Source organism: Streptomyces sp. NPDC028419 (assembly GCF_055565515.1).
Map to the genome: position 1 here is coordinate 27,464 of NZ_JBVHUE010000009.1, position 20,737 is coordinate 48,200.

The following is a 20,737-nucleotide window of genomic DNA, read 5'->3' on the forward strand; positions in this document are numbered from 1 at the left end:
CCCGCTCCCTCGCCCCTCTACTCCGTGCTCTCCTCCCCTTCCCCCCTCTCCCCCCTCCCTCGTCCCCACTCCGGCTGGGGCTCTTCTTCAGCCCCGCCGGCGATTGAGGCGCCACGCACTGGCGGACGGCCGACCCGCGCCGGCACACCCGAGCCCCGCCGGCGATTGAGGCGGCGCCGGAGGTGGGTCAGGACAGGGCCGCGAGGACCGCTTCGGCCAGGAGGGCGGCTTGCGCGGGCGGCAGGGGCTTGCCCTCGACGTCGGTCACGTACAGCGTGTCCACGGCATTGGCCCCGAGCGTGGACACGTGCGCGCTCCGCACCCGGACCCCGCCCTCGTCCAGCGCCCGCCCGATCCGGTGCAGCAGGCCCACCGCGTCCGGCGCCCGCACCTCCAGCACCGTCGCGAGCGGAGAGGCGTCCGCGACCACGGTGACCCGCGGCGGCGGCGGTACGACCCCCCGCCGCCGGGGGTAGGCGGCCTCGCGGTCGGCCAGCCGCGCGGGCACGTCCAGCGACCCGTCCAGGGCCCGGATCAGGTCCGTCCGCAGCCGCGCGCCCTGCGGCAGGGACCCGAACTCCGCGGCGACCCGCCACCTCAGCACCAGCACCTCCCCCAGCGCCTCCGGCAACTCCAGCGTCCGCAGGTCGGCGGCCCGGACCGTGAGCCGGTGCAGCGCCAGCACCCCGGCCGCCGCGGGCAGCACCCCCGGCTGGTCGGGGACGGCCACGATCAGCTCGACGCCGACCGCGTCCTCTTCCTCCTGCCGCGCGTACAGGGCCAGCGCGGGCTCCCCCGTGCGCAGGGCCTCCACCGCGAGCCGTTCCGGTTCCGCGCCCGGCGGCCGCTGCGTCCCCGGCACCTCGGGCGGGACCGCCTCCCCGTCGAGGACCGCGCCGACCCGGCCCACCAGGTCGGCGACGAGTGAGCCGCGCCAGGTGCTCCAGGCCGCGGGCCCGGTGGCCAGGGCGTCGGCCTCGGTCAGGGCGTGCAGCAGTTCCAGGGTGCCGGTCGAGCCCACGGCGTCCGCGACGGAGCGCACGGTCGCGGGGTCGTCCAGGTCCCGCCGGGTGGCGGTGTCGATGAGCAGCAGGTGGTGCCGTACGAGGGTGCCCAGCACGGCGACGTCGTCCGCGTCGAAGCCGACCCGGACGGCGACGTCGCGGGCGATGGTCTCGCCGGCGACCGAGTGGTCGCCGGGCCAGCCCTTGCCGATGTCGTGCAGCAGCGCGGCCATGAGCAGCAGGTCGGGGCGGCCGACCCGGCGGGTGAGGGCGGAGGCGCGCACGGCGGTCTCGATGAGGTGCCGGTCGACGGTCCAGGTGTGCACGGGGTTGCGCTGGGGGCGGCAGCGGACCCGCTCCCAGTCGGGCAGCAGCCTGCTGATCAGCCCTTCCGCTTCGAGGGCCTCCCAGACGGCCACGGTGGGCTCCCCCGCGCCCAGCAGGGTCAGCAGCTGCTCGCGGGCCTCGGCCGGCCAGGGCACGGGCAGCGGTTTCGCCTGCGCGGCCAGGCGTCGTACGGCGTGCAGCGAGACCGGGAGTCCGGCCTGCGCGGCGGCGGCGCCGAGCCGCAGGGCGAGCACCGGGTCCCGCTCGGGGCGGGCGGCCAGGGCCAGTACGGCCTCGCCGTCCGCTTCCACGACGCCCTCGGCGAGCGGGGCCCGCTCCACGGCGGCCGCCCCCCGGGTGCCGAGCAGCCCGCGCAGCCGCGGCCGGGAGGCCCGGGCCCGCAGCACCCGGCCGACCTCGCGCCAGGTGACGTCGCCGGCGTACGAGACGACCCGCGCCGCTTCGTACACCTCGCGCAGCAGCGCGTCCGCGTCCAGCAGGCCGAGCTGCGCGGCGACCGGGTCCTGCTCCTGGAGGGAGAGCCGGTCGGTGGCCCGCCCGGTGACCAGGTGGAGGGCGTCGCGGGCGTCCAGGAGGCGCCGGCGGGCCTCGGCCAGTCCCTCGCGCGGGGCGTCGGCCAGCCAGGAGGCGGCCACGGCCCGCAGTGCGGTGACGTCGCGCAGTCCGCCGCGGGCCTCCTTGAGGTCGGGTTCGAGCAGGAAGCGCAGTTCCCCGCTGCGCTCGGCCCGCTCCCGGCAGAGCGAGTGCAGCTGCGGGAGCCGCTTGACGGCCTGGTTGCGCCAGTCGGCGAGGACGGAGGTGCGCAGCCCCGCGAGGAGTCCGACGTCGCCGGCGACGGGGCGGGCGTCCAGCAGCCCGAGGTGCACCTTGAGGTCTTCGGCGGCGGTCTTGCGGGCCTCGCCGGGGGTGCGCACGGAGTGGTCGAGGGCGAGGCCGAGGTCCCACACGGGGTACCAGATGCGGTCGGCGAGGACGCTCAGCGCCTTCGGGTCCGCCTTGCCGTCGTGCAGCAGGAGGAGGTCGAGGTCGCTGCGCGGGGAGAGTTCGCCGCGCCCGTAGCCGCCGACGGCGACCAGGGCGGCGCCGCGGACCCCGCTCTCCCGCGCGGCGGTCGCGAACAGCGCGTTCAGCCAGTCGTCGGTCAGCCCGGAGAGGGCGGAACGCCGGGCGGGCCCGGACCGCGACTCCTCCTGGAGGAGTCGCAGCCGGGCCGCGGCGTAACCGCTGGGTCCCGAGCCGGTCGTGCCGGTCGTGTTGTCGACGCTCGTCACCCAGGGCTCCTGTCAGCTAAAGCGCGTCAGCGCCGCGCTCGCCGGTGCGGACCCGGACCACCGAGTCCACGGGGACACTCCACACCTTGCCGTCACCGATCTTGCCGGTGCGGGCGGCCTCGACGACGACGTGCATGACGTCCTCGGCCGCGTCGTCCTCGACGACCACCTCGATGCGGATCTTCGGGACGAGGTCCACGGTGTACTCCGCGCCGCGGTAGACCTCGGTGTGCCCGCGCTGGCGGCCGTACCCGCTGGCCTCGGAGACGGTCAGACCGTGGACCCCGAAGGTCTGGAGGGCCTCCTTGATCTCGTCGAGCCGGTGCGGCTTGACGATCGCGGTGATGAGCTTCATGCATCCACCTTCTTGCTGGCAGCGGCGACGGGTACGGAGCTGGTGGACCGGGACGAGGCACCGCCGCCGGCTCCGCTGAAGTCGTAGGCGGTCTCGGCGTGTTCGACCTGGTCGATGCCGGAGACCTCGTCGTCCTCGGTGACGCGCATGCCCATCGTCTTGTCGAGGAGGAAGGCGAGGCCCGCGGACGCGACGAGAGAGTACGCGAGGACCGAGAAGACCCCGACGGCCTGCTTGCCGAGCTGGTCGAGGCCGCCGCCGTAGAAGAGGCCGGCCGCGTCGGACTGCACCCCGCCGGTGGCGAAGAGGCCGACGAGCAGGGAGCCGATGACACCGCCGACCATGTGGACGCCGACCACGTCGAGGGAGTCGTCGAAGCCGAACTTGTACTTCAGGCCCACCGCCATGGCGCAGACGACGCCGGCGATGGCGCCGATGGCGATCGCGCCGAGCGGGGAGCAGGAGCCGCCGGAGGGGGTGATGGCGACGAGGCCCGCGACCGCGCCGGAGGCGGCGCCGAGGGTGGTGAAGGAGCCGTGGCGCAGCTTCTCGTAGCCGAGCCAGGCCAGCATGGCGGCGGCGGTGGCGACCTGGGTGTTGACGAACATGACGGCGCCGACGCCGTCGTCGTTGCCGAGCCAGGAACCGGCGTTGAAGCCGAACCAGCCGAACCAGAGCAGGCCCGCGCCGAGCATCACGAGCGGCAGGCTGTGCGGGCGCATCGGGTCCTTCTTGAAACCGACGCGCTTGCCGATGACGAGGATGACGCCGAGGGCCGCGGCGCCCGCGTTGATGTGGACGGCGGTGCCGCCCGCGAAGTCGATGACGCCGAGTTCGAAGAGCCAGCCGCCCGTGCCCCACACCCAGTGGGCGACGGGGAAGTAGACGATCGTGACCCAGAGGGTGATGAAGAGGGCCCAGGCGCTGAACTTGACCCGGTCCGCGAGCGCACCGCTTATCAGCGCCGGTGTGATGATCGCGAACATCAGCTGGAAGACGGCGAAGACGTAGACCGGGATGGTGTAGCCGTCCCACAGCTCGGTGATCCCGATGCCGCTGAGGCCGAGGTAGTCGGAGGACCAGCCGATCAGGGAGCCCTTGTCGGTGCCGAAGGCGAGGCTGAAGCCGTAGAGGACCCAGAGGATCGTGACGATCCCGAGGCTGATGAAGCTCATCATCAGCATGTTGAGACTGCTCTTGACGCGGACCATGCCCCCGTAGAAGAAGGCGAGGCCCGGGGTCATCAGCATGACCAGGGCGGAGCAGATGAGCATGAACCCGGTGTTCGCGGCAGACAGCGTCGGGGCGTCTGCCGCGAGGGTCGTGATGGCTGATGCCATCGGCGTCTCCTCGTCGTCGGTACGTTCGCGTGCGGGCGATCGTGAAAACCTGAGCGGCGTTAAGGGGGGCCCGGTCCGGAGGGCTGACCGGGGCTGGCCGGTTATTGGCCCTGAGATTCGCGCAGGCCGGTTTCCGGCGGCGCCGCTGGGTGTTTCGCGCCGATGACGAAGAGGTCGGGCGTGTTACGCGTCCATGAACGGGGGCACAGCGAGCCGGCCGCGGCGGTCCTCCGGATGACCTGGGGCGGGGGAGCCCGATCGGGCTTCACGGGAGGACTGCCGCGGCCGGGGCCTCGGGGGTGGCCGTCGAGGGCCTCAGACGGCTTCCGCGGACTCCGGGAGACGGGCCGCGAGGTGGTCGGTGAGCTGGACGACTTCGGCGACGTGGCCGTACTCACGGGCGGCGGTGTCGACGGTCTTGCGCAGCCGCGTGTTGACGCGTTCGGACCGCACCTTTCGCGCCACGTCGAGGGCCTGGTCGACCAGGACCGCGGACTGCTCGGGCTCGCGCTGGAGCAGGTGGACGGTGGCCATGCCGATCAGGTTGAGGGCGTAGGAGCGCTGGTGTTCCTCGTCCTTGGAGAAGAGCTCCACCGCCCGCCGCATGACGGGTTCGGCGAGCGAGGCGTAGGTGGGGCTGCGGCCCGCGACGTAGGCGAGGTCCCGGAAGGAGTGGGCGTTCTCGCCGCTCAGTTCGGCCTCGGAGAAGAAGCGGATCCAGTCCGGCTCGGTCTCGCCGTCCAGGACGGCGTCCCCGAAGGTGTCCTCGGCCATCCGGACGGCCCGCTTGCAGCGGCTGGGCTGGCCCATGTTGGCGTAGGCGCGGGCCTCCATCGCATACAGCATGGCCTGGGTGCGCGGGCCCGCGCAGTCGCGGCTGCCGTACTGGGCGAGGTGGATGAGCTCCAGGGCGTCGTCGGGGCGGCCGAGGTGGATCATCTGGCGGCTCATGTTGGAGAGGATGTACGAGCCGAGCGGCTTGTCCCCGGCCTCCTTGGAGGCGTGCAGGGCGAGCACGAAGTACTTCTGCGCGGTGGGGTGCAGCCCGATGTCGTAGCTCATCCAGCCCGCGAGTTCGGCGAGTTCCGCGGCGACCTTGAAGAGCCGCCGCATGACCGGGGCCGGGTGGTTCTCCTGGAGCAGGTCGGTGACCTCGTGGAGCTGGCCGACGACGGCCTTGCGGCGCAGGCCGCCGCCGCACTGGGCGTCCCACTGGCGGAACATGACGGTGGTCGCTTCGAGCAGGTCGAGTTCCGGTTCGGAGAGCCGGGGCGGCCGGTAGCCGCCGAGGGCGCCGGACCGGGAGCCCGCCGGTCCCGCCTCCCGCGATCCCGGGTCGGCGGCCGGGGCGGGGACGAGCCAGCGCTGCATGGGCTCGATGAGGGCGGGGCCGGCGGAGAGCGCGAGCGAGGTCCCGAGGAAGCCCCGGCGGGCGAGCATCAGGTCGCTGCGGGAGAACTCGCCGAGCAGCGCGACGGTCTGGTCGCCCGCCCAGGGCAGGTCCACGCCGGAGACGGAGGGGGTCTGGTGCGCGGTGCGCAGGCCGAGCTGCTCGATGGCGACGACGCTGCCGAAGCGTTCGGAGAAGAGCTCGGAGAGGATGCGCGGGACGGGCTCGCGCGGCTGCTCGCCGTCGAGCCAGCGGCGGACCCGGGAGGTGTCGGTGCTGATGTGGTGGGCGCCCATCTGGCGGGCGCGGCGGTTCACCTGGCGGGCGAGTTCGCCCTTGGACCAGCCGCTGCGGACGAACCACGACGTCAGCTGCTCGTTGGGACGGGGGTCCTCGGCCCGGCCCCGGACGTCCGAGTCCGCGTCCGTTCCGCTTGCGTCGCTGCCGCTCACTGGAACGCCCCCATCCGCTCAGCCTCTTTCACACGAAACCCTGGCCGGGCCCGGGTGAGCCACATGGGGCCTTCACAAGCCCTTCACACATTGCCTCCGGCATACCCACGGACGGGCCGCCTTCGGGGGTTCGTGCACTGAAAGTAATCCTACGATCACCCCTACCGCGAGGCCGTTTGCGGAATCGCCACCATTCGCCACCCCTTCGAATGAACTCGCCACGCGCCAAGCACGATTCACTTGACACGGGATGACCCGCAGTCGGCGCAGCGGTGTACGCCGGGGCGCGCACGGCGAGGAGTGCGCCGGGCGTGGCCCGTGTGCCGCACGGTCGACGACCGCGTCGCGGTGACGTCGTAACCACCGGCGCGCTCGACCCGTTGGAGGGGGCATGGGCATGGGCTTCACGATCGGCGGCAGCCGGAGCACCAAGGAGTTCCGGTCCGGCACTCGGCGCCGCGGCCGGATGTCGGAGTGCACAGCGGTGGCCGAGTACACCGGGCTGTGGGGTTGGGACGCGGTTCCCGGCGCCCGGGCCGCCTCCCCCGGCCGGGACTGCTCCTGCGGGAACGCGCGCTGCGCGGCCCCGGGGGCGCACCCGCTGGACTTCGGGGCGGTGGTCCCCGCGGGGGCCACGCTGGACGAGGTGACCGAGACCTGGGGCGGGTTTCCGGGCTCCGCGGTGCTCCTGCCCGCGGGCCGTTCCTTCGACGTCATCGAGGTCTCCGCGGAGGCCGGGCGCCAAGCGCTGGTGCGGCTGGAGCGGATGGGTCTGCCGCTGGGTCCGGTGACCGCGACACCCGACGGGCGGGCCCAGTTCTTCGTGGCCCCGGGGGCGGCGGCCGAGCTGCCGCAGCTGCTGTACCGGATGGGCTGGGACGACGCGGACCTCGACCTGCGCGCCCTGGGGAAGGGGGCCCACGTCACCGCCCCGCCCTCCGACCACGCGGGGCTCGGCCCGGTCGTCTGGCTGCGCCCGCCGACCCTCGACTCCGCGGGCGGCCCCCCGCAGGCCCGGCTGTTGCTGGGCACGCTGGCCTACATCTGCCACCGCTTCAGCCGCTGACGCCCCGGCCGGCGCGGCCCCGACGCGACGGGGCCCCCGCGCTGTCGCAGCGCGGGGGCCCCGGGGGCGTTCCGCCGGATGACCGGCCGGGAGGGATCAGTCGCCGATCAGGGCGTCGACGAAGGCCTCCGGCTCGAAGGGCGCCAGGTCGTCCGGGCCCTCGCCCAGGCCGACCAGCTTGACCGGGACGCCCAGCTCGCGCTGGACGGCGACGACGATGCCGCCCTTGGCGGTGCCGTCGAGCTTGGTCAGCACGATGCCGGTGATGTCCACGACCTCGGCGAAGACACGGGCCTGGGTCAGGCCGTTCTGCCCGGTGGTGGCGTCCAGGACCAGCAGGACCTCGTCCAGCGGGCCGTGCTTCTCCACGACCCGCTTGACCTTGCCCAGCTCGTCCATCAGGCCGGTCTTGGTGTGCAGCCGGCCCGCGGTGTCGATCAGTACGACGTCCGCGCCCTGGGCGATGCCCTCCTTGACGGCGTCGTAGGCGATCGAGGCCGGGTCGCCGCCCTCGGGACCGCGCACCGTGCGCGCGCCGACCCGGTCGCCCCAGGTCTGGAGCTGGTCGGCGGCGGCGGCGCGGAAGGTGTCGGCCGCGCCGAGGACCACGCTGCGGCCGTCCGCGACCAGGACGCGGGCGAGCTTGCCGGTGGTGGTGGTCTTGCCGGTGCCGTTGACACCGACGACCATCACGACGCCCGGGGTGTCGACGCCGCTCTCCGTCTTCACGGCGCGGTCGAAGTCGGTGCCGAGCAGGATCAGCAGCTCCTCCTTCAGGAGGGCGCGCAGGTCGGCCGGGGTGCGGGTGCCGAGGACCTTGACCCGCTCGCGCAGCCGGTCCACCAGCTCCTGCGTGGGGGCGACGCCGACGTCGGCGATGAGGAGCGTCTCCTCGATCTCCTCCCAGGTGTCCTCGTCGAGGTGCTCGCGGGAGAGCAGCGTCAGCAGCCCCTTGCCCAGCGAGTTCTGCGAACGGGCGAGCCGGGCGCGCAGCCGGACGAGCCGGCCCGCGGTGGGCTCGGGCACGTCCAGGGCGGGCGCCTCGGGCGCCGCGACGACGGGGTCCTCGACGGCGACCGGCGAGTCGGTGGCGGTCTCCCCCTCGGGGAGCACGACCTCCTCGATCGTGCGCCGCGGCTCGTCCACCGTGGGTGCGGCGTCGTCCCCGACCTGCGGCTCGGCGGGCGGGGCAGTGATGGTCGGCGTGCTCGACGGTGCCGTGGGGGGCAGCTGCTTCTTCTTGCGGCTGCTGACCACGAGCCCGCTGATCGCGCCGACCGCGACCAGGGCGATGACTACAGCAAGGATGAGGATTTCCATAACCAACCCAGTATCGGTCACCGTCGGCCCGGACCCCGGACCTTGGCGAATCAGCCAAGGGGCGTAAGCCTCTATTTGAGCTTTTCACCTCAAATCTACGATGATGGTCGACCCCTCCCGCCCTCCAGCCACTCCCGGAGTACCGCATGTCTGCCGAGCCCGCCGACGGCGCCACAGAGACCGCGATGGAAACCCGCGGCCTCGAACCCGTCCCGGACGCCGAGCGCACGGGCCGCGTCCGTGAACTCGTCCCGACCTGGGTCGCCGCCAACATCAGCGTGCTGCTGCTGACCATGGGCGCGGGTCTGGTCATCTTCAACAAGCTGAACTTCTGGCAGGTCCTGGTCGTCGCCGTCGCGGCGCCCGTGCTCTCCTACGGGATCGTCGGGCTGATATCCATAGCCGGCAAGCGCGGCGGCGCCCCGGGCATGGCCCTCTCGCGCGCCGTCTTCGGCCAGCGCGGCAACCTCTTCCCCGGCGCGCTCATCTGGGTCGCCCGCTGGGGCTGGGAGACGATCAACGCGGTCAGCGGCGCCTTCGCCATGCTGACCGTCCTGGACCTGCTCTTCGACGTCCGCAAGAACACCGCGCTGATCGTGGTCACGCTGCTGCTCTTCGTGGGCTGCACCTTCCTGGTCTCCGGGCTCGGCATCAACGCGCTGCGCGTGTGCTCGAAGTGGTCGACGTACCTCTTCGGCGCCTTCAGCGTGCTGGTCCTCGGCTACCTGATCGCCGAGACCGACTGGTCCGCGGTCTTCGACAAGCCGGCCGGCTCGACCGCGATGATGGTCGCGGGCATCGGCACGATCGCGGCGGGCGGGATCAGCTGGGTGCCGTCCGGCCCCGACTTCACGCGGTACCTGCCGCGCACCGCTTCCTCCCGCGGCATGGTCGGCGCGACGATCGGCGGCGCGGCCGTGGTCGTCATCCCGATGGTCCTGATGGGCGCGGTCATGGCGGTCGGCACCCCCGACCTGGCCACCGCGCAGGACCCGGTCTCCTTCATCGGCGAGCTGCTGCCCGTCTGGATCGCCGTCCCGTACCTGCTCGTGGCCCTGGTCGGGATGCTGCTGATCAACTCGATGTCGATGTACTCGGCCGGCTTCACCGCGCAGACCCTCGGCATCAAGGTCCCGCGCGCCTGGGCCGTCAGCGTCAACGCCGTCATCAGCCTGGTCTTCGGCTTCCTGCTGATGGTGGTGGCCACCAGCTTCTTCGGGTCGTTCATCTCCTTCCTGACCCTGCTGGCCGTGGCGTTCTCCGCGTGGATCGGCGTCTTCGGCGTGGACATGCTGCGCGGGCGTACGTACGACGGGGCCGCGCTGCTGAACACGGGGCGCACCAGTGCCTACTGGTACAAGGGCGGCTTCGCCTGGCAGGCGATGGTCGCGTGGGCGGTCGCCCTGGTCGTGGGCCTGCTGTTCACCAAGGTCGACTGGTTCGGCGGGCCGCTGGCCGACAGTTGGATCGGCGAGAACGGCCTCGGCTGGGCGGCCGGCATCGTGACCTCCGGACTGCTGTACGCCGTCCTGCCGCGGACCGCGGCTCCGGTGGCGGGCGAGGACGCGCCCGCGCGGGAGCCCGAGCCCGCCGGATCCCTGTCCAACTGACGCCGCGTCAGCTAACGTCCCCCTTCGCCCGGCCCGTCACCGCGAGCAGCAAGGCGAAGGGGGACTTCTTCATGCCCATCACCGTGGCCCGGTTCAACCTCATCGACCCGGACGGCACGCCCGAGACCCTCTCCGCCCGCTACCGCGCGGCGCTGGAGATGGCCCGCTACGCCGACGAGCACGGCGTCGACACCGTCCAGACCGAGGAGCACCACGGCACCGACAACAACTGGCTGCCCTCGCCCTTCGCCTTCGCGGGCGCGGTCTTCGGCGCCACCCGGCGGATCGCGGTCACGGTCTCGGCGATCATCGGGCCGCTCCACGACCCGCTGAAGGTCGCCGAGGACATCGCGGTCCTGGACCTGCTGAGCGGCGGGCGTCTGGTGACCGTGGCGGGCATCGGGTACCGGCCCGCGGAGTACGAGCAGCACGGCGTCGAGTGGGGCCGGCGCGGCCGGCTCCAGGACGAGCTGCTGGAGACCCTGCTCACGGCGTGGACGGGCGAGCCCTTCGACTTCCGGGGCCGCACGGTCAAGGTCACCCCGCGCCCCTTCACCCGGCCGCACCCGCTGCTGCTGGTCGGCGGCAGCTCGCAGGCGGCGGCCCGGCGCGCGGCCCGGCTCGGCCTGCCGTTCTTCCCGAGCGCGCACCTGCCGGAGCTGGAGGCGTACTACCTCGCGCGGCTGGCGGAGTACGGCACCGAGGGCTTCTGCATGATGCCCGCGGCCGAGACCCCGCTGCTGCACATCGCCGAGGACCCGGACCGCGCGTGGGCCCTGTACGGCCACCACTTCCTGCACGAGGCGGGCACGTACGCCTCCTGGCAGTCCAAGGACATCCGCTCGGCGGTGCGCTCCGGCGCGCGGACCGTGGCGGAGCTGCGCGCGGAGGGGGTCTACCGGATCCTGACCCCGGACGAGGCGGTGACGTACGCCCGGGGCGCGGGCGAGGCCGGCAACCTGGTCCTGCACCCGCTGTGCGGCGGCATGCCGTTGGACGAGGGGCAGCGCAGCCTGGAGCTGCTGTGCCAACGGGTACTGCCCCGGCTCAAGGACTGAGCCGGGGCAGTACCGGGGGAGACGGGGCGGTGGCGGGGAATGGTTACCCCATCTCCTCCAACGCCTTGCCCTTGGTCTCCGGCACCCATTTGAGGATGAAGGGGATCGAGAGCAGGGCGAAGACCGCGTAGATCACGTACGCACCGGACAGGTTCCAGTCCGAGAGCGTCGGGAACGACACCGTGATGACCCAGTTGGCGATCCACTGGGCCGCGGCGGCAACGCCCAGGGCGGCCGCGCGGATCCGGCCGGGGAACATCTCGCCGAGGAGCACCCAGACCACCACGCCCCACGAGAGGGCGAAGAAGAGGACGAAGAAGTTGGCGGCGATGAGGGCCACCAGGCCCTGGGCGTGCGGCAGGGCGATGTCGCCGCCGCTGGTGTCCTTGTAGGAGAACGCCCAGGCGGCCAGCGCGAGGGAGACCGTCATGCCCGCGGAGCCGATGAGGGCCAAGGGCTTGCGGCCGATCCGGTCCACGAACACCATCGCGATCACCGTGCCGATGATGTTCACGACGGAGGTCTCGAAGGAGTACAGGAACGAGGAGCTCGGGTCGATGCCGACCGACTGCCACAGCGAGGAGCTGTAGTAGAAGATCACGTTGATGCCGACGAGCTGCTGGAAGACGGAGAGGCCGATGCCGATCCAGACGATCGGCAGGAAGCCGAAGCCGCCGCCGAGCAGGTCCTTGAAGCTGGACTTCTGCTCCGAATGGATGGCGCTGTCGATCTCGCGGACCCGGGCGTCGGCGTCGATGTGCTCGCCCTCGACCTCGCGCAGGACGGTCTTGGCCTTCTCCATCCGCCCCACCGAGACGAGGAAGCGCGGGGACTCGGGGATCGCGAAGGACAGCAGCCCGTAGAGCACGGCCGGGACCACCATCACGCCGAGCATCCACTGCCAGGCTTCCAGTCCGCCGACCTTGCCGCGCTGGTCGCCGTCCGCGAGGTTCAGGATGCCCCAGTTGACGAGCTGGGAGATGGCGATGCCGATGACGATCGCGGCCTGCTGGAAGGAGGCGAGGCGGCCGCGGTAGGCGGGCGGCGACACCTCGGCGATGTAGGCGGGGCCGATGACCGAGGCCATGCCGATGCCGAAGCCGCCGATGACACGCCACACGGCCAGGTCCCAGAGGGCGAACGGCAGGGCGGAACCGATGGCGCTCGCGGTGAAGAGGACGGCCGCGATCTGCATGCAGCGGATGCGGCCGATCCGGTCGGCGATGCGGCCCGCGGTGGCCGCCCCGAGGGCGCAGCCGATGAGTGCGGCGGCGATCACCTGGGCGAGGGTGGCGGAGCCGACGTCGAAGCGGTCCCGGATGGCCTCGACGGCGCCGTTGATGACGGAGCTGTCGTAGCCGAAGAGGAAGCCGCCCATCGCCGCGGCGGCGGTGATGAAGATGACGTGACCGAGGTGCTCGGGCTGCGATGCGCGTCCGCCGCCCGGCGAGGACGCCTGCGCTGTGCTGGTCAAGGTCTGCTCCTGCGTGCCCGGCTGCGGTGACGGGCGGATGGGGGGTGATTCCTACCAGTGGCGCACAGTTCAAGATCGGCCACCACCCGAAAGGAAGGACAAGCGGGAGCGAGCTTATGTCTTCATTTTATTAAGTCAAGACATGGCCCGAACTTCGCTACACCCGGCCCTCATGGGCGACGTGCCGGATCAGGAAGGGCACAAAGGATCCCACTGGCTTCACTTCTTGAAGAGATGGCCTTCTGTGGTCGCTCAGCGCAGGCGCTGACTGATGACCTTGGAGACCCCGTCGCCCTGCATCGAGACCCCGTAGAGCGCGTCGGCGACCTCCATCGTCCGCTTCTGGTGCGTGATCACGATCAGCTGGGAACTCTCCTGGAGCTCCTCCATGATCCGGATCAGCCGCTGCAGGTTCGTGTCGTCCAGGGCCGCCTCGACCTCGTCCATCACGTAGAACGGGCTGGGCCTGGCCTTGAAGATGGAGACCAGCAGGGCCACGGCCGTCAGCGAGCGTTCGCCGCCGGAGAGCAGCGAGAGCCGCTTGACCTTCTTGCCCGGCGGGCGGGCCTCCACGTCCACGCCGGTGGTGAGCATGTTGTCGGGATCGGTCAGGACCAGCCGCCCCTCACCGCCCGGGAAGAGCCGCGAGAAGACGCCCTCGAACTCGCGGGCCGTGTCGTGGTACGCCTCGGTGAAGACCTGCTCGACGCGCTGGTCGACCTCCTTCACGACCTGAAGGAGGTCGGCCCGGGTCTTGCGCAGGTCTTCGAGCTGCTCGCTCAGGAACTTGTGCCGTTCCTCCAGCGCCGCGAACTCCTCCAGAGCGAGCGGATTGACCTTGCCGAGCTGCTGGTACGCCCGTTCGGCGGCCCGCAGCCGCTTCTCCTGCTGCGCCCGGACGTAGGGGACGGGCAGCGCGGCGCCGTCCTGCTCCTCGATCTCGGCGGGGTCGGCGGGCTCGCCGGCGGGCACCGGCTGGTCCGGTCCGTACTCGGCGACCAGACCGGCCGCCGTCACCCCGAACTCCTCCAGGGCCTTGGTCTCCACCTGCTCGATGCGCAGCCGCTTCTCGGCGCCGAGCACCTCGCCGCGGTGCACGGAGTCGGTGAGCTTGTCGAGTTCGGCCTTGAGGTCGCGACCGCGGGTACGGGCCTGCGCCAGCTCACCCTCCCGGACGCCCTTCGCGGACTCCGCGGCCCGGCGCTCGTCGTCCGCGCGGGTCAGTGACACCTCGATGTGCGCCGACAGCTGGCGGGCGCCGTCGCCCACCGCCGTGGCAACCCGGGCCTCGTGGCGCCGCCGGGCCGTGCGCCGCTCCGCCCGGGCCCGGGCCTCGCGCTCCGCCCGGGCCGCGCGGTCGAGGGAATCGGCCCGGCCCGCCAGCGCCTTGACCCGTTCCTCGTGGGTGCGCAGCAGGAGCCGTGCCTCCATCTCGGTCTGCCGGGCGTTGGCACCGTCCGCCGCGAGCCGGTCGCGGGCCGAGGCGTCCGGCTCCTCGGCGCCGGGCATCTCCTCGACCACCGCGAGCCGTTCGGCGCACTCCTCGACATCGGCCAGCGCCTGCTCCAGCGCGTCCTGCGCCTTGGCCGCCGCGGCGGCGCAGCGCTCGGCCTCGCCCGCCGCGCCCTTGGCCTGGCCGGACAGCCGCCCGAGCTGCTGGGCGACCCCGGCCTGCGCCCGTTCGCCCGCGCGGCGCCGCTCGGCCAGGTCCTCGACCAGCTCGGCGCACGCGCGGCGCCGGGCTTCGGCTTCCGTGCGGGCCCCGGCCAGCTCCCGGCACTCGACCTCCAGGCCGGCCAGGTCGGCGTCCGCCTCGTCGACCGCGGCCTGCACCTCGATGAGGCTGGGCGCTCCGGCCGCCCCGCCCTGGGCGAGGTGCGCTCCGAGTACGTCGCCCCCCACGGTCACCGCGATCAGCTCGGGGTGCTCGGCCACGAGCGCCTCCGCGTCGGCCAGTTCCGGCACGACCCGGTAGTCCCGCACGACCCGGGCCACGGCCCGGCGCAGCCCGGCCTCCCCGCCGACCAGCTCGGCGACGGCCACGCCGGACCCCCCGGGGGCCCGCGTCCGCACGACCCCCGCGCCGCCCGGCTCCCGGGCCGGCTCCGTGCCGGGGGCGGGGACCGGGGAGCTCGGGCCGGGGACCGGGGCGGGCGGTACGTGCCCGCTCGCGCCCGGGTCGGCTCCCGGTCCCCCGGATCCGGCCCCCGCCGCGGCCCCCGCCGGGGCCGGTGGCTGGGCCGGGAGCGCCGTCGGGGCGATCAGGAAGGTCGCCCGGCCCGCGTCCGCCTCGCGCAGGTGCCGGATCGCGGCGGCGGCCGCCGCCGGGGAGGTCACGGCGAGGGCGTCGGCCGCCGCGCCCAGAGCCGCCGCGACCGCGACCTCGTACCCCGCGGCCACCGACAGCCGCTGCGCCGCCGGGCCGAGCAGGCCCGCCAACCGCTCCCGGGCCGCCAGCACCGCCGCGGTGCCGTCCTTGCGCCGCAGGCCCAGCGCCAGCGCCTCCCTGCGCGCGGACACGGCCGCGCGGGATCGTTCCGCCGCGGCCAGGGCGTCGCGGGCCGCGGAGAGCGCGGCCTCCGCGGCGGTCAGCTCGGTCCGTGCGGCTTCGTGTTCCGCCGCCACGGCCTCGCCGGCGTCCAGCGCCCCGACCTCCTCGGCGAGGGCCTCGTACTCCTCGCGCGCCGCCACCGCCCGGGATTCCGCTTCGTCCCGGGCGGCGACCAGCCGGTCGATCTCCGCCTGCGCGGCCCCGGCCCGGGAGCGGGCCGCTCCCAGCCGTCCGGTCAGCCGGGCCAGGCCCTCGCGCCGGTCGGCGATGGCCCGCGCCGCGTCCCGCAGCCGGCGTTCCTCGCCCTCCAGCGCGCGTTCCAGTTCCGCCCGGTGCGCCGAGGTGTCCTCCAGGGCGCGGGTCGCGGCCTCCAGCGCGGCCGTCAGTTCCGCTTCCTGGTCGCGGACCCGGGCGGCCTCCTTCTCCAGGTCCTCGGGGTCGCGGCCGCGCCGCTCCTCCTCGACGGGAGCGGTCGCGCTGCGGACCCGCGCCTCGGCCAGCGACGCCGTGCCGCGGACCCGCTCGGCCAGCTGCGACAGTTCGTACCAGGTCTGCTGCGCCCGCTGGAGTCGCGGCGCGAGCACGCGCACGGCCTCCTCCAACTCGGCCTCCCGGCGCAGCGCCCCGGCCAGCTCCGCCTCGGCCGATTCCTTGCGTTCCTTCAGCGCGGACTCGTCCGCGACCTCCGCGTCGAGCGCCTCGCGCAGGATGACGAGGTCGTCCGCGAGCAGCCGCAGCCGGGCGTCCCGCAGGTCGGCCTGGATGACGGCGGCCCGCCGGGCGACCGCGGCCTGCCGTCCCAGCGGCTTGAGCTGGCGCCGCAGTTCGTCGCCCAGGTCCTGGACCCGCGCGAGGTTCGCCTGCATCGAGTCCAGCTTCCGCAGCGCCTTCTCCTTGCGCTTGCGGTGCTTGAGCACGCCCGCCGCCTCCTCGATGAAGGCGCGCCGGCCCATCGGATCGGCGTGCAGGACGGAATCGAGCTGGCCCTGGCCGACGATGACGTGCATCTCGCGACCGATGCCGGAATCGGAGAGCAGCTCCTGGATGTCCAGGAGCCGGCAGGTGTCCCCGTTGATCTGGTACTCGCTGCTGCCGCCCCGGAACATGATCCGGGTGATGGTGACCTCGGCGTAGTCGATCGGCAGGGCGCCGTCGGAGTTGTCGATGGTCAGCGAGACCTCGGCGCGGCCGAGCGGCGGCCGGCCGGTGGTCCCGGCGAAGATGACGTCCTCCATCTTGCCGCCGCGCAGGGACTTGGCCCCTTGCTCACCCATGACCCAGGAGAGTGCGTCCACCACATTGGACTTGCCCGAGCCGTTGGGGCCGACGACACAGGTGATGCCCGGCTCGAAACGCAGGGTGGTGGCGGACGCGAACGATTTGAAACCACGCAGGGTCAGGGCCTTGAGGTGCACGCCGCCGGACTCTACCTTTCACGTTCGGTTTCGCCCATGAAGGTGCAGGGCACATCTGACGTTAAAGGAAATGGCCCCCCACCTGGCGCAATGGGAGAACGGCGGCGCACGACGGAGCCGGAAAGAAACCGGAAAGAAAGAAGGGACGCCGAAGCGTCCCTTGCAGATCAAGCGGTGCTGACAGTCGTGAGGGGCGGGCTGACAGTCACAGCGACGAGATCGCGAATCAGGTGAGCGCAGGCTCCGCCTGGGGTACGTCGATGTCGATGCTGTCCAGCAGCAAGTCTCCGTGCTGAGCGGCGGCCGCGTTCAGAGCGTCATTCTCGGACTGGATTCGTCCGAGTTCGGACTCGAGGTCCTGGACGCGCTGCTGAAGCCGTCGCATCTCGGCGAGGAGTCGCGGGTCGGAACCGCCGACGTAACCGAGAAGCGCCTTTGCCATGATGGATGGTCCTCCACACTGAGTGACCGACCGAAGCGGTGTGGGTCGTGAGGGAATCGCACCCGCGTTGTCCGGCAGTGGCTGTCAGTCACTGCGCTCAATACTGCCAACACTGCCAAACAGCTCAGGTGCGCGGGGCTTCCAGCGTCTCACCAAAAAGTTTGACGGTCAACACGATCACGCCCTGTATCGGCGGGCAGCCCGTTTCCCGCAAGGGGGACGGAGATCGTCCACACCTCCGAGCCTTCCACTCATGACCACACTCGGCAACGTATGCGCAGTTCCGGCGGTATGTAGATGCGATCAGCGCACGATCACCGGATCGCGAACCCGTCGTAGCCGCCGCGCGGAATTCCCCAGATCTCGGTCACCCCGTCCACCCGCCCGGGCGTGTCGGCGGACCGGAGCCAGTCGAGCAGCCGGTGGCAATTCTCACGTTGACCTTCGGCGACGACCTGTACCCGCCCGTCGTCGAGGTTGAGCGCGAAGCCCACGAGGTCGCCGATCTCCAGCGCATTGGCCCTGGTGAACCAGCGGAAGCCCACTCCCTGTACCCGGCCGCGTACCCAGGCGGTCACCCGGACATGTTCATTCATGCGTGAACGCTAACCGGGCAATCGGATTCCGGTCACCTCGCCCCCGGCACGCCATGGGCTACAGTCGCGCCTCAATGCTCACCCATTTGGGCGAGTAACGGTTGATCTTGGAAGGCACAGCCGATGGGACGCCACCGACTCCCCGCGCCGCAGCGCGACGGCCGCGGCGGTCTCGCCGTGCGCACCGGCCTGCTCGGAGCCTGCGTGGCAGTGGTCCTGGGGACCGCGGCCGTGACCACCGGCCTGGTGCCCGTCGGCGGGAGCTTCCCCTACGTCGGCCAGGGCTCGGACGGCAGGACCGAGGCCAAGGGCGCCGCGCACAAGGACGCCGGCGGCGCCTCGGACCCGAGCGAGCAGGGCGGCCTGGCGAACCTTTCCGGCCGCTCCCCCGACGCCTCGTCCCCGTCCGGCAGCGCGTCGGGCAGCCCCTCGGGCTCCCCCTCGCCGTCGGCCTCGCCGAGCCCGTCCGCTTCGGCTTCCGCGTCGGCCTCTCCCTCGGCCGCGCCTTCGACGAAGGCCGCGCAGACGCCCGTACCGGCGGCGCCCAAGCCGCCGAAGCCGGCCGATCCGCCGCCGGCCAAGCCCTCCGCGCCGACCTCCGGCGGGGGGTCCTCCGAGGAGGCCGCCGTGCTGACGCTGGTGAACGTGGAGCGGGCGAAGGCCGGCTGCGGTCCGGTGCGCGCGAACCCGCCGCTGGCCGCCCTCGCCGGCGCCTTCAGCAAGGACATGGCCGTGCGCGGCTTCTTCGACCACACCGACCCGGACGGGAAGACCCCGTGGGACCGTGCGTCGAACGCCGGGATCACCAGCCTCGGCGGGGAGAACATCGCCCGGGGTCAGGGCGATGCCGACGCGGTGATGAGGGCGTGGATGGACAGCCCGGGCCACCGGGCCAACATCCTCAACTGCGAGTACCGCACCCTCGGCGTCGGGGCGTACTTCGCCGCCGGCGGCCCCTGGTGGACCCAGGACTTCGGCTTCTAGCCGGGCCTCGCGCCCGGGGCCGCGCCCCGGGCCGTACCCCGCTCGGACCAGCGGATCAGGCAGCGACGGCGACGCGGCCCGCGAGGAAGACGCGGGTCGTCTCGGCGACGCGGCGGCCGAGGTGTTCGGCCGTCAGCAGGTCGGCCTTGTGCACGCCTTCGACGCCCTGGTCGGAGTTGCTCTGCGCGGCGGCGCCGTCGAAGAACCCGAGGCGGTTGATGTCGTTCTCGGAAGCGGTGCTGGAGTTCCAACCCGGCTTCAGGCCCAGGTTGATCCAGTTCATGCCGTGCTGGGCGGCCAGCGTCTGGAAGAAGTCCAGGGTGTTGCCCTTGTCGCCGCTCTTGGACGCGGAGTTCGTGAAGCCCGCCGCCAGCTTGTCCTGCCAGGCGTCGGCGAACCAGCGCTTCGAGCTGGCCTCGGCGAAGACGTGGAAGGCGCCGGACGCGGTGCCCATGTAGGTCGGGGAACCGAAGACGATCGCGTCGGAGGCGTCGAGGAGTTCCCACTGGGCGTCGTCGATCTCGTCGACCTTGATCAGGTGCACGGTCGCACCCGCGTCGACGGCGCCGGCGCGGACGGCCTCGGCGACGACGGCGGTGTGTCCGTAGCCCGAGTGGTAGGCGATCGAGACGACGGGGGTGGGGAGCTGAGCGGACACGGTGGATCTCCTCTGGAACGTGGTGGTGCGTTGAGAGAAGGTAAGCACTAACTTTTGGAAAGCGCAAGCTATTGGTTAGCGCTGCGCAGGAGTACCCTGTTCCTCATGGAGACCCCTGTCTGTACCGAAAGTGCCGCAGCGGCCGAACTACCGTTCGATGTTTTCGCGCGCGCCTGCCCGTCCCGGGAGACCTTGGAGCACGTCACCGGGCGCTGGGGCAGCCTGACGGTCGGCGCGCTCCACGACGGAGCGCACCGCTTCAACGAACTGCGCCGCCGGGTCGAGGGAGTGAGCGAGAAGATGCTCTCCCAGACCCTGCACGCGCTGGAGCGCGACGGCATCGTGCACCGCGAGGCGCAGCCGACGAACCCGCCGCGCGTGGACTACGAGCTGACGCCGCTGGGCCGGGAGATCGCCGAGCGGCTGCTGTCACTGATCCACTTCGTCGAGGGCAGCATGACTCCGGTGCTGGCCGCCCGGCAGTCCTACGACGAGGCGCGCGGCGGGCGCTGACAGCGCGGGCAGAAGTAGCTGGACCTGTTCATCCAGGGGCGGCGGCGCATCGGTGTGCCGCAGCGCCGGCACGGCTCGTCCTCGCGCCCGTAGGCGTCGAGGGAGCGGTCGAAGTAGCCCGACTCGCCGTTCACGTTGACGTAGAGGCTGTCGAAGCTGGTCCCGCCGACGGCGAGGGCCGCGTTCATCACGTCGCGGACGTGGCCGAGGAGTTCCTGGCTCCGGGGGCGCGCGAGGGTGCCGGTGGGGCGCTCGTAGTGCAGCTTGGCGCGCCACAGCGCCTCGTCCGCGTAGATGTTGCCGATGCCGCTGATCAGGGACTGGTCCAGCAGGGCCCGCTTGAGCGTGGTCCGCTTGGCGCGCAGCGCCGCGTGGTAGACGGCCTCGTCGAAGGCCGGGTCCAGGGGGTCGCGCGCGATGTGCGCGATGACGTCGGGGAGCCCTTCGGCGCTGTCGGCGACGGCCTGGTGCAGCGAGAGCCCGCCGAAGGTCCGCTGGTCGACGAAGCGCAGCTCGGTCCCCGTGGAGTCGTCGAAGCGGACCCGGATGCGCAGGTGCTTCTCGTCCGGGGCCCCGGTGGGCTGCACCAGGAGCTGGCCGCTCATGCCGAGGTGGGCCAGTACGGACAGCTCCCGGTCGTCCAGGGGCAGCCACAGGTACTTGCCGCGCCGCTGCGGGGCGCCGATGGTCCGGCCGGCCAGGCGCGCCGCGAAATCGGCGCCGCCACCGGGGTGGCGGCGTACCGCGCGGGGGTGCAGCACCTCCACGGAGTGGACCGTCCGCCCGGCCACCCAGCGCGCCAACCCGCGCCGCACGACTTCGACTTCGGGCAGCTCGGGCACGGGGTCTCCTTGGGCGGGCGTTTCCTTCTCGACTCGCCCCGAGCTTAG

Annotated in this window: 16 protein-coding genes; 5 read left to right on the top strand and 11 right to left on the bottom strand. The window is 72.5% G+C overall.

Going from position 1 to position 20,737, the window contains the following annotated elements; all coding sequences use genetic code 11:
• Positions 1-187: 187 nt before the first annotated feature.
• The 4 genes from ACZ4UB_RS12925 to nsdA all read right to left on the bottom strand — a co-directional run bounded on the left by ACZ4UB_RS12925 (position 188) and on the right by nsdA (position 6,160).
• Positions 188-2,623 carry a [protein-PII] uridylyltransferase gene (locus ACZ4UB_RS12925; protein ID WP_468070181.1) on the bottom strand — a complete coding sequence of 812 codons (2,436 nt, stop codon included), beginning with the start codon at positions 2,621-2,623 and terminating at the stop codon, positions 188-190.
• Between the two features lie 16 nt (positions 2,624-2,639).
• The gene (locus ACZ4UB_RS12930) at positions 2,640-2,978 is read right to left on the bottom strand and encodes a P-II family nitrogen regulator (RefSeq protein WP_351040006.1); all 339 of its coding nucleotides are present in this window, start codon (positions 2,976-2,978) and stop codon (positions 2,640-2,642) included.
• Positions 2,975-4,318 carry an ammonium transporter gene (locus ACZ4UB_RS12935; RefSeq protein ID WP_354380082.1) on the bottom strand — a complete coding sequence of 448 codons (1,344 nt, stop codon included), beginning with the start codon at positions 4,316-4,318 and terminating at the stop codon, positions 2,975-2,977. Before ACZ4UB_RS12935 ends, ACZ4UB_RS12930 begins: the two co-directional genes overlap by 4 nt.
• 315 nt (positions 4,319-4,633) lie before the next feature.
• Positions 4,634-6,160 (bottom strand): transcriptional repressor NsdA, encoded by a 1,527-nt coding sequence (gene nsdA, locus ACZ4UB_RS12940; protein WP_468070182.1) that lies wholly within the window; start codon positions 6,158-6,160, stop codon positions 4,634-4,636.
• A gap of 397 nt (positions 6,161-6,557) precedes the next feature.
• On the opposite strand from nsdA, the gene ACZ4UB_RS12945 reads away from it, so the two are divergent.
• Complete coding sequence (locus tag ACZ4UB_RS12945; RefSeq protein ID WP_468070183.1) at positions 6,558-7,226, top strand: bifunctional DNA primase/polymerase; 669 nt, start codon at positions 6,558-6,560, stop codon at positions 7,224-7,226.
• 96 nt (positions 7,227-7,322) lie between these two features.
• Here ACZ4UB_RS12945 and ftsY read toward each other — a convergent pair whose 3' ends face one another.
• Complete coding sequence (gene ftsY / locus ACZ4UB_RS12950; protein ID WP_354380080.1) at positions 7,323-8,546, bottom strand: signal recognition particle-docking protein FtsY; 1,224 nt, start codon at positions 8,544-8,546, stop codon at positions 7,323-7,325.
• 146 nt (positions 8,547-8,692) lie between these two features.
• Between ftsY and ACZ4UB_RS12955 the strand changes: the two genes are divergently transcribed.
• Together ACZ4UB_RS12955 and ACZ4UB_RS12960 are read left to right on the top strand one after the other, a co-directional pair.
• A complete protein-coding gene (locus ACZ4UB_RS12955; protein ID WP_468070184.1) occupies positions 8,693-10,156 on the top strand; it encodes a cytosine permease in 1,464 nt (487 codons plus the stop codon).
• A gap of 71 nt (positions 10,157-10,227) precedes the next feature.
• Positions 10,228-11,214: an LLM class flavin-dependent oxidoreductase gene (locus ACZ4UB_RS12960; RefSeq protein ID WP_468070185.1), complete on the top strand. Its 987-nt coding sequence runs from the start codon at positions 10,228-10,230 to the stop codon at positions 11,212-11,214.
• Between the two features lie 43 nt (positions 11,215-11,257).
• On the opposite strand, the gene ACZ4UB_RS12965 is transcribed toward ACZ4UB_RS12960, so the two are convergent.
• From ACZ4UB_RS12965 to ACZ4UB_RS12980, 4 genes are all read right to left on the bottom strand, one after another.
• Positions 11,258-12,688 carry a sugar porter family MFS transporter gene (locus tag ACZ4UB_RS12965; protein ID WP_468070186.1) on the bottom strand — a complete coding sequence of 477 codons (1,431 nt, stop codon included), beginning with the start codon at positions 12,686-12,688 and terminating at the stop codon, positions 11,258-11,260.
• A 252-nt stretch (positions 12,689-12,940) separates the two neighbouring features.
• Positions 12,941-16,654 (bottom strand): AAA family ATPase, encoded by a 3,714-nt coding sequence (locus ACZ4UB_RS12970; RefSeq protein WP_468070187.1) that lies wholly within the window; start codon positions 16,652-16,654, stop codon positions 12,941-12,943.
• Between the two features lie 226 nt (positions 16,655-16,880).
• Positions 16,881-17,096: a hypothetical protein gene (locus ACZ4UB_RS12975; RefSeq protein ID WP_283460000.1), complete on the bottom strand. Its 216-nt coding sequence runs from the start codon at positions 17,094-17,096 to the stop codon at positions 16,881-16,883.
• Between the two features lie 314 nt (positions 17,097-17,410).
• Positions 17,411-17,692 (bottom strand): acylphosphatase, encoded by a 282-nt coding sequence (locus ACZ4UB_RS12980; RefSeq protein WP_283459998.1) that lies wholly within the window; start codon positions 17,690-17,692, stop codon positions 17,411-17,413.
• 123 nt (positions 17,693-17,815) lie between these two features.
• Here ACZ4UB_RS12980 and ACZ4UB_RS12985 point away from each other — a divergent pair, with 123 nt between their 5' ends.
• Positions 17,816-18,676 carry a CAP domain-containing protein gene (locus ACZ4UB_RS12985; protein WP_468070188.1) on the top strand — a complete coding sequence of 287 codons (861 nt, stop codon included), beginning with the start codon at positions 17,816-17,818 and terminating at the stop codon, positions 18,674-18,676.
• Positions 18,677-18,731: 55 nt separating this feature from the next.
• Here ACZ4UB_RS12985 and ACZ4UB_RS12990 read toward each other — a convergent pair whose 3' ends face one another.
• Positions 18,732-19,334: a flavodoxin family protein gene (locus ACZ4UB_RS12990; protein ID WP_468070189.1), complete on the bottom strand. Its 603-nt coding sequence runs from the start codon at positions 19,332-19,334 to the stop codon at positions 18,732-18,734.
• A gap of 105 nt (positions 19,335-19,439) precedes the next feature.
• On the opposite strand from ACZ4UB_RS12990, the gene ACZ4UB_RS12995 reads away from it, so the two are divergent.
• Positions 19,440-19,847 (top strand): winged helix-turn-helix transcriptional regulator, encoded by a 408-nt coding sequence (locus ACZ4UB_RS12995; protein WP_468070190.1) that lies wholly within the window; start codon positions 19,440-19,442, stop codon positions 19,845-19,847.
• Here the strand turns inward: ACZ4UB_RS12995 and mutM are convergent.
• A complete protein-coding gene (gene mutM / locus ACZ4UB_RS13000; protein WP_468070191.1) occupies positions 19,820-20,689 on the bottom strand; it encodes a bifunctional DNA-formamidopyrimidine glycosylase/DNA-(apurinic or apyrimidinic site) lyase in 870 nt (289 codons plus the stop codon). The genes ACZ4UB_RS12995 and mutM overlap by 28 nt on opposite strands.
• Positions 20,690-20,737: the final 48 nt, after the last annotated feature.

Bases quoted from the DNA above. Each gene is read 5' to 3' on its own strand.
- ACZ4UB_RS12995 (WP_468070190.1), top strand. From the start codon at position 19,440: ATGGAGACCCCTGTCTGTACCGAAAGTGCCGCAGCGGCCGAACTACCG.
- ACZ4UB_RS12975 (WP_283460000.1), bottom strand. From the start codon at position 17,096: ATGGCAAAGGCGCTTCTCGGTTACGTCGGCGGTTCCGACCCGCGACTC.
- ACZ4UB_RS12930 (WP_351040006.1), bottom strand. From the start codon at position 2,978: ATGAAGCTCATCACCGCGATCGTCAAGCCGCACCGGCTCGACGAGATC.
- ftsY (WP_354380080.1), bottom strand. From the start codon at position 8,546: ATGGAAATCCTCATCCTTGCTGTAGTCATCGCCCTGGTCGCGGTCGGC.
- ACZ4UB_RS12935 (WP_354380082.1), bottom strand. From the start codon at position 4,318: ATGGCATCAGCCATCACGACCCTCGCGGCAGACGCCCCGACGCTGTCT.
- ACZ4UB_RS12960 (WP_468070185.1), top strand. From the start codon at position 10,228: ATGCCCATCACCGTGGCCCGGTTCAACCTCATCGACCCGGACGGCACG.
- ACZ4UB_RS12945 (WP_468070183.1), top strand. From the start codon at position 6,558: ATGGGCTTCACGATCGGCGGCAGCCGGAGCACCAAGGAGTTCCGGTCC.
- ACZ4UB_RS12955 (WP_468070184.1), top strand. From the start codon at position 8,693: ATGTCTGCCGAGCCCGCCGACGGCGCCACAGAGACCGCGATGGAAACC.
- ACZ4UB_RS12980 (WP_283459998.1), bottom strand. From the start codon at position 17,692: ATGAATGAACATGTCCGGGTGACCGCCTGGGTACGCGGCCGGGTACAG.
- ACZ4UB_RS12985 (WP_468070188.1), top strand. From the start codon at position 17,816: ATGGGACGCCACCGACTCCCCGCGCCGCAGCGCGACGGCCGCGGCGGT.